Source organism: Elizabethkingia argenteiflava, from assembly GCF_009904105.1.
Lineage (GTDB): Bacteria > Bacteroidota > Bacteroidia > Flavobacteriales > Weeksellaceae > Elizabethkingia > Elizabethkingia argenteiflava.
In genome coordinates this window covers 1-7,050 of the sequence record NZ_JAAABJ010000086.1, presented here as the reverse complement: position 1 = coordinate 7,050, position 7,050 = coordinate 1, and the positions used below count along the sequence as shown (strand labels likewise).

The window sequence follows — 7,050 nt, the reverse complement described above, 5'->3', positions numbered from 1 at the left end:
CCTGCAGTTTACTCTCATTGGATATGGCTTTATTGTAGACGTCAAAGGGGCTATAATTACTGTATTTAAAGCATTATTCATTTCGTCCGGAGAAATTATCACACACGGTCTGATCTTATTGATTTCATCAGAAATTGTATATTCTATGCGTTTATTTGTATATTCTATGTGCTTAAATTTTCGCAAAACACTAAATTACAACTAGATATAAGTCTTTTCATGCCAGAATATTTACTCTTCCAACGATAAAAAGTACCTTGTGTGTAATACTATGATTACGGCATATTTCTATTACACTCTTTCCATGTTCCTGTTCTTTCAAAATTCCAAAAACCTGACTCTCTGAATACTTACTTTTTTTCATATTTAAATGTAAAGTTTTTTAAAGCAAAAACTCTATCTTTAAATGCATACATTTTTAGGGAAGTTTACAGTTTATTTTCAAATAGTTGAAAGTGTAAGATCGTAGAGATTCTTTTTCCGATTGAAAATGTGTGCGGAGTTTTAGAGTTAAGTAGAAGGAAGTGAATATTACAAAGATTTAGTAGATTGTTGGTAAGTCTATTGAAGAATAATTACAGTTGTTATAAATTTAGTTTCCGAGTTCCAATTGGTTTTTCACCAGATGATAATAATCCCCTTTTTGCCGGATCAGCTCCTGGTGTTTTCCCTGTTCTACAATTTGGCCGTGCTTGAGGACAATAATCTGATCGGCATGTTTTACCGTGGAGAGCCTGTGGGCTACAATCATGACTGTTTTTCCTTTGAAAAAGGATTGGAGGTGGTCGTGGATGATTTTTTCGTTTTCTGCATCTAAGGCAGAGGTAGCTTCATCGAAGAAAATAAAATGCGGATTTTTGTATACCGCGCGGGCGATCAGCATCCGCTGTTTTTGTCCCCCTGAAAGTCCATTTCCGGCAGCACCGATTTTGGTATGTAGTCCTAAAGGGAGTTCTGCTATAAAGTGTTTGATATTGGCTGTATGCAGGGCTTTTTGCAGTTTTTCAGTATCTATATTCTCGTCACTTGTAGCGATATTTCTTTCAATAGTATCCGAAAATATAAACCCGTCTTGCATGACGACGCCGCAGTTTTTGCGAAGGTCTTCGGGAGAAATATCTTTTATGTTCAGGTGGTTAAAGAAGATATCCCCTTGTACAGGCTCATAGAATTTTAGCAACATCTTCATCAATGTTGTTTTACCGCTTCCACTGGCACCTACAATAGCGGTCACTTTTCCTTCTGGGATGAAGAGGTTGATGTTTTTTAAAATGAAGGGAGACTGAGGTCCTTCGTACTGAAAAGATAGATTTTTTAAATAAATACCCCGTTCAATACCATTTTTTACTGAAGCTTGGGTCCCGAATAGGGGGAGCTGATGGGACTGTTCCTCCTCTGGATGATTTTGGACTTCATTAAGGCGTGCCAAACTCAATTTCGCATCTTGAAGAGATCTAAAAAAAGAGATTAACTGGTTGACTGGAGTATTCATTTGTCCAATAATGTAAGAAACACTCAGGAGTGCACCCAGTGTCATATTTTCTTTTACCACAAAAGAAGCGGCAAGAAAAGTAACTAGAATATTCTTCAGCTGGTTGATAAATTCAAACCCCGAAAGCTGGATTTGGTCCAGTTTTAAAATACGAATGTTGACTTTAAAGAGTTTTTGCTGAATTTGTTCCCATTCTCGGCGTTTAAAATCTTCAAACTGATTCAGTTTCATTTCCGAAACGCCGTTGATGATTTCATAAATAGATTCTTGATTTTGACTTCTTTGTTGAAAACGAAAATAATCCAGTATTTTCCTTTTTCTCATCCAGTATAGAGACCAAGTGACCGAAACCAAGGTTAGAAGAACATATACCACTAATATTTTAACATCATAATACCAAAGAATGCCAAAGAATACAGAAAAGCTAAGGGCTGAGAATAAGGTTAAAAGACTTTGTGAAGTGAGAAAATTTTCAATACGCTCATGATCCTGAATGCGTTGGTTAAAGTCTCCCATGAGCTTAGTATCAAAAAACTTGATGGGTAACTTTAATAGTTTTTTTAGAAAATCGGAAATAATCTGGATGTTAATCTTGGTACCGATCACTAACATAATCCAATTCCGGAGAATATCAAAAATAATATTTCCGAGAAAAAATGCCAATTGTGCCAATAAAATATAGGAGATCATGGAGAGGTCTTTTTTGCTGACCCCATCATCGATTAGTTTTTGAGTGAGTATAGGAAAGATTAAAGTAGTAAGTGTACCTGCCAGCAATAGAAAAAACACTTGTGCAATCTGTCTTTTGTAGGAGGTTAAATATTTTAGCAGATACTTTAAGGAAAGCTTTTCTTCTTTCGGAGGGGTTTGCTGGTGAAATTCCGCTGTGGGTTCCAAAAAAAGAGCCACTCCTTTTTCTCCATCAGATAACCATGATTTTTTGAATTTTTCTTCAGATAATGAAATAAACCCGTGTCCTGGGTCGGCTATTTTATAGATATTTTTACCCGTAAGTATATTTTTTTTGATTTTATACAAGACCACAAAATGATTTTGATTCCAGTGAAGAATACAGGGCATTAATTCGCCGTCAATGTTTTCGGATTTTAGTTTTGCGGCCATGGTTTTAAAGCCTATTTTATCCGCTGCTTCACTAATGCCCAATAACGACACACCCTCCCGGGTGATAAAGCTTTTGTCTCTAAGATATTGCAGTCCGAAATCTTTGCCATAATGAGAAGCTACCATGGCGAGACAAGCCGGACCGCAGTCCATTTGATCGTGTTGGGCATGGAATTTCATTAATTTGCTAATAATTCTGTATTTGAGAGATTTCCTAAAAAATTATCCAATAACATTTTCTGTTTTTTTGTTTCATCAAAGTCATAAATACAATATTCCTCTTTACTTTCAATAGCGATTTGAGAACAGCCGCTTCCACAAACAGGCAGATAGCTGCAAGCCAGGCAGGGTGGATTTTTATATTTACTGTTAAGCCTTTGTTCATGTTTGCTATTCCAAATAAGCTGTCCATCAGTACCTAAAACGCCTTCTGTATTTTCCTGGGTGTAATCCCTTGCGGTACATTTAAAGAGGTTACCATCATAGTTGATGTTTACCATATTTTTCCGATCGGCATAGCACATTTTTTTAAATGTATTTAGGTTGAGTGAATGTACGAAAAAACCTTGTTCCCGGAAATAATCCATATACTCGATAAGAATATTATCGGCTAATTTTTTTTCATTTTGAACATCCATAAAATCTTGCGCTATTTTCTCGAGTCCCTCAATGGTTTCCGCAGAGCAATTAATTCTTATGTTTACATGTATGTTGTTTTCTACTAGAAGTTTTATATTGTTTACAATTTCATCATATGATCCTCTTTTTTCGGATACAAAACGTACTTTATTATGCCGGTCTCTATGCCCATCCAAAGTAATCTGAAAAGAAGTTACGTTATATTTTTTACAGGTAGCAATAACTTTTTCATTGATCAGGAGTCTATTACTTGTAAACACACTTTGGTAGGATATATTGTGCGCGGTAAATAATTTGTAAGCATATTCCAAGATCGGTGCTACTGTAGAATCGAAATACAATAGTGGTTCTCCCCCAAACCAGTTGAGCTGGAAAGTCTTTAAGGATTTATATTCTTTAACGATATGTTGTAGGAGTAGTTGTATTTTTTTTATGGTGGCCTCTTCTAATCTTGATTTTTTAATATGGGTCTCATAACAGTACCAACATTTGAAATTACAGTTCATAGTAGGATTAATATGTACTTCAAAATGCGTATCATCATAAGTTACATCATCAAAATCTTTTAAGAGAGATCCCAATTCATCCTTGTTTTTATCAACCAAAAAACCGCTCTGATAAAGGGCTTCCTAAAATTCCTGATGTATTTCCTGAAGATAGATAAAGCCTTCTTCTGCTATGGCAGCTTTTAATATGCTGTATAGTTCATTTTCCAGCAATAAAAAATTGCTGGTAATGCCATTGTGCAGAACGTAATAACCGTTGTAAAATACAAAATTATTATATCTGCTAAATTTTACATTTTCCATATTATTTTTAATAATGTCTGTTTTTGTTAATACTATATAGCTTGTGCATTATGAGATATAAGTAAAAGAGATTAGGTGATTTTACTCCTAATCTCTTTGCCTATTTTCTTCAAAGTTTATTTTACTTTCCTACTCCTTTTTTTGTGTTGCACGTGCAGCCTACGCCGTTGCTACCGCTTACAGGCTGAGTAGAAGTGCTTATAGGTTGAAAGCCTCCTTTTAATTGACCTTTTTCAGTTGAAGTAAGGGAGTTCATTTTTTTTGTTAAAGCTTCAAAGCTTTGTTTTTGAAAATTTGACTTTTTCATTTTTTAAAGATTTTAAAATTAAAAATTCATTAAAGAACACTATATTGTTAACATATACAGTCTTAAAAAGTTGCCGCTGGTGCTGTCTGGTTGTCGAGCTTTTTCTTGACCTCCAGTTTTTTTCCTTTGGCAAAATCGTAACTCAGTCCCACTACCCACATCGATTTATTATTGTCAATATGGACTTCGGCATTATAATTCAGCAGACTTCCCGCTAGGCTTTTGGTGGCATATTTTGAGGGTGAGCCTATGTAATATATGCCGCCGCTAAAAGTCCAATGCTTGTATCTGTATTTCACCACCACATGGTTGGCATTTTCATCTTTATCCAAAAAGCTGTTCGTTAGCGAAAATGCCGGAAAATTTAGATAATAATCTATGCCAAAGGCTTTATATGTAGAGGAAATGATAAAAAAGTTTTGGATATATTTATTACGGAAGACGATCCCGGATCCAGTTTTTATACTTTCCGAAGCGGGTTTTATATTGATTTTTATGGTGAGATAGTCATTTCCAAAAGGCTTTACCGAACCAGCTAACTCTAAGGCGTATTGGTGGTAATTGCGCGCATTTTCGTAGGTTAGAACATAGCCGCCTGTAGGATCTGCCACAAAAAGTTGATTGATAGCTTTGTTTTTATAGGTATAGGAGAGCTTGAGGTTTACATCAAGATACTTGTTGTTTAAAGAGTATATCAGATTATTACTCCAAGTCTGCTCTGGTTTCAGATAAGGATTTCCACGCTTAACGATATGGGGTACTAATTGGATTACATTACTGCTTAGTGCATCACTAGAAGGACTTACGGGTATATACTTACTGGTAAACCGAATATTTTGACGGTGATTGATCGGGTAACTTAGGATAAGCTTGGGTGTAATACTCCATTGGTTTACTGTGTTTTCGGCGCTTTTGTTGTGGATGTTTAAGAGTCCCAACCCCAAGCGGTACATGAATTTTTTATTTTTTCCAGAGAGCTCGCTGTATACATACTGCTCCCTATAGTCTACCGTATATTGGGAATAACCTTCTAAATTTTCCAGAGTATTGGCTACTGAATTGGTGGAAATCCTGTAGCCGGAACTTAAGTTTGTGCTGCCGAAATTATGGGTATGGGCTACTTCGCTTATAAAACCATTTTGCCTAGCCTTCAGATGCATTTCATTATTAAAAATAGCTTCATCAGTATCTGTCACCCATTCTTTATCCAACTGATAGATTTGGGTATTGTAAAGAGTACCTACCAGATTAACGCTTAAATCATCTTTCTTACCTAAATTTTTGGAGAAATATACATCAATACTGGGGTTAATATAGTCGGTTGAAGAGCGGTGAAGGCTAGCATCCAAAGTTTTGGTATTGCCTTGTATAAAATCGCTCAGGCCATTGTTTTTTTCAAAATCATTATACAGCATAAAATTTGTTTTTACCTGAAAGGTATAATCATCGGGGAGCGCACGGGCATAGCGTAAGGTGAAGGGTTGATTGGCATATCCCGTATGGGTTTTTATTTTTTCATCAGAACTATAGGATAAGCCCTGTAGTGGGTATTCATATTTATTACGGGAAATTTTGCTGTCGTAATCTCGAAGATGAAGGGTGTATTCCAAGCCGAAATCGTTGTAGCCTTTGGTGTATCCAGCGTAGGCAGAGGTATCTATATATCCTGTATCCAAGGCCGATATAAGGTCGACACCATACACATAACCACTTTCCGTATTTCTGGTTGTAATATTTACCACGACCTCTGCCCTTGTAGCCCATCGTGCAGGCGGGATGTCATAATATTCGACGCGGATAACATTTTCTGGCCGGATACTCCGCAGTTGCATATCACTGGCTTCTATCCCGTTTACCAAAAAAAGAACTTGAGCTCCTTTGGTACTAGAGATGGTACTGGAAATAGGATCGAGGGTTAACTCAGGTAAGCTTCTCAGCAGATCTTTTGCATAACGTGCTTTTTTCAGAACTGATTGATCAAACGTATAAACCGATTTGTCTGCATATTGTTTTTTATGTGGGGCTTTAATTAAGATTTCTTCCAGATTCTTAGTCTTGACATGAGAAGAATCAATATCCCTTTTGGAGCCTGCCTCCGTAATATCTTGGGCATACGAGACAATTCCTGTAAAAAAAAAGCGGAGATATAAAATAACAGTTTACTTTTTATAAACATACTTGCTTTAAAGTTGTTAAAATAATGAGTGTTTGTTTTGATAATAAATTAACTAATTGTTTCTTATGTAATATTATATGATAAATATAGTGTTATTATATTTACTTAAATAATTATATGAGTATAATATTAATATAATATATATATACGCTACACGCTAGTGTAGTTTTTTTATTGAATAGGTTATTATCGAATACATTTAGTCTTTAGGTGTGAAAATTATAAATAAATTGAAAAAAATATAATATTTATTTTATTCTTAATATAAATATAAAAATCAACATGTCAGCATTTTGGAGTTTTATTTATTTTTATAATAAATATGAATTAATATAGAATATATATGGTAAACCCGTGGTGCATTTAGGAAAAAAAAGGAAGCTGCTCATTATTAGCTAAATACCTAAATTTAATAGTCTAACAAACGATTAAATATGAACAGCTTTACCGCAAATTATGAAAAAATATTAGAGATACTGATAACAATTGAGAGTAAAATGAATTT

At 35.0% G+C, this 7,050-nt stretch carries 6 protein-coding genes and 1 pseudogene; all 7 read right to left on the bottom strand.

Features of this window, described 5'->3' with window-relative positions:
- Nucleotides 1-81, bottom strand: a pseudogene (locus GNY06_RS13900) (type II toxin-antitoxin system PemK/MazF family toxin); the annotation flags it as partial.
- Nucleotides 82-217: 136 nt separating this feature from the next.
- The gene (locus GNY06_RS14965; protein ID WP_166518326.1) at nt 218-364 is read right to left on the bottom strand and encodes a transposase; all 147 of its coding nucleotides are present in this window, start codon (nt 362-364) and stop codon (nt 218-220) included.
- Nucleotides 365-592: 228 nt separating this feature from the next.
- Nucleotides 593-2,794 (bottom strand): peptidase domain-containing ABC transporter, encoded by a 2,202-nt coding sequence (locus GNY06_RS00445; RefSeq protein ID WP_166518325.1) that lies wholly within the window; start codon nt 2,792-2,794, stop codon nt 593-595.
- A complete protein-coding gene (locus tag GNY06_RS00440; RefSeq protein ID WP_212995060.1) occupies nt 2,794-3,834 on the bottom strand; it encodes a radical SAM/SPASM domain-containing protein in 1,041 nt (346 codons plus the stop codon). The genes GNY06_RS00445 and GNY06_RS00440 overlap by 1 nt, the downstream gene beginning before the upstream one ends.
- A 48-nt stretch (nt 3,835-3,882) precedes the next feature.
- A complete protein-coding gene (locus GNY06_RS00435; protein WP_166518323.1) occupies nt 3,883-4,062 on the bottom strand; it encodes a hypothetical protein in 180 nt (59 codons plus the stop codon).
- Nucleotides 4,063-4,183: 121 nt separating this feature from the next.
- Nucleotides 4,184-4,369, bottom strand: a complete 186-nt coding sequence (locus GNY06_RS00430; RefSeq protein ID WP_166518322.1) for a hypothetical protein — start codon at nt 4,367-4,369, stop codon at nt 4,184-4,186.
- A gap of 62 nt (nt 4,370-4,431) precedes the next feature.
- Nucleotides 4,432-6,228 (bottom strand): outer membrane beta-barrel protein, encoded by a 1,797-nt coding sequence (locus GNY06_RS00425; protein ID WP_166518321.1) that lies wholly within the window; start codon nt 6,226-6,228, stop codon nt 4,432-4,434.
- Nucleotides 6,229-7,050: the final 822 nt, after the last annotated feature.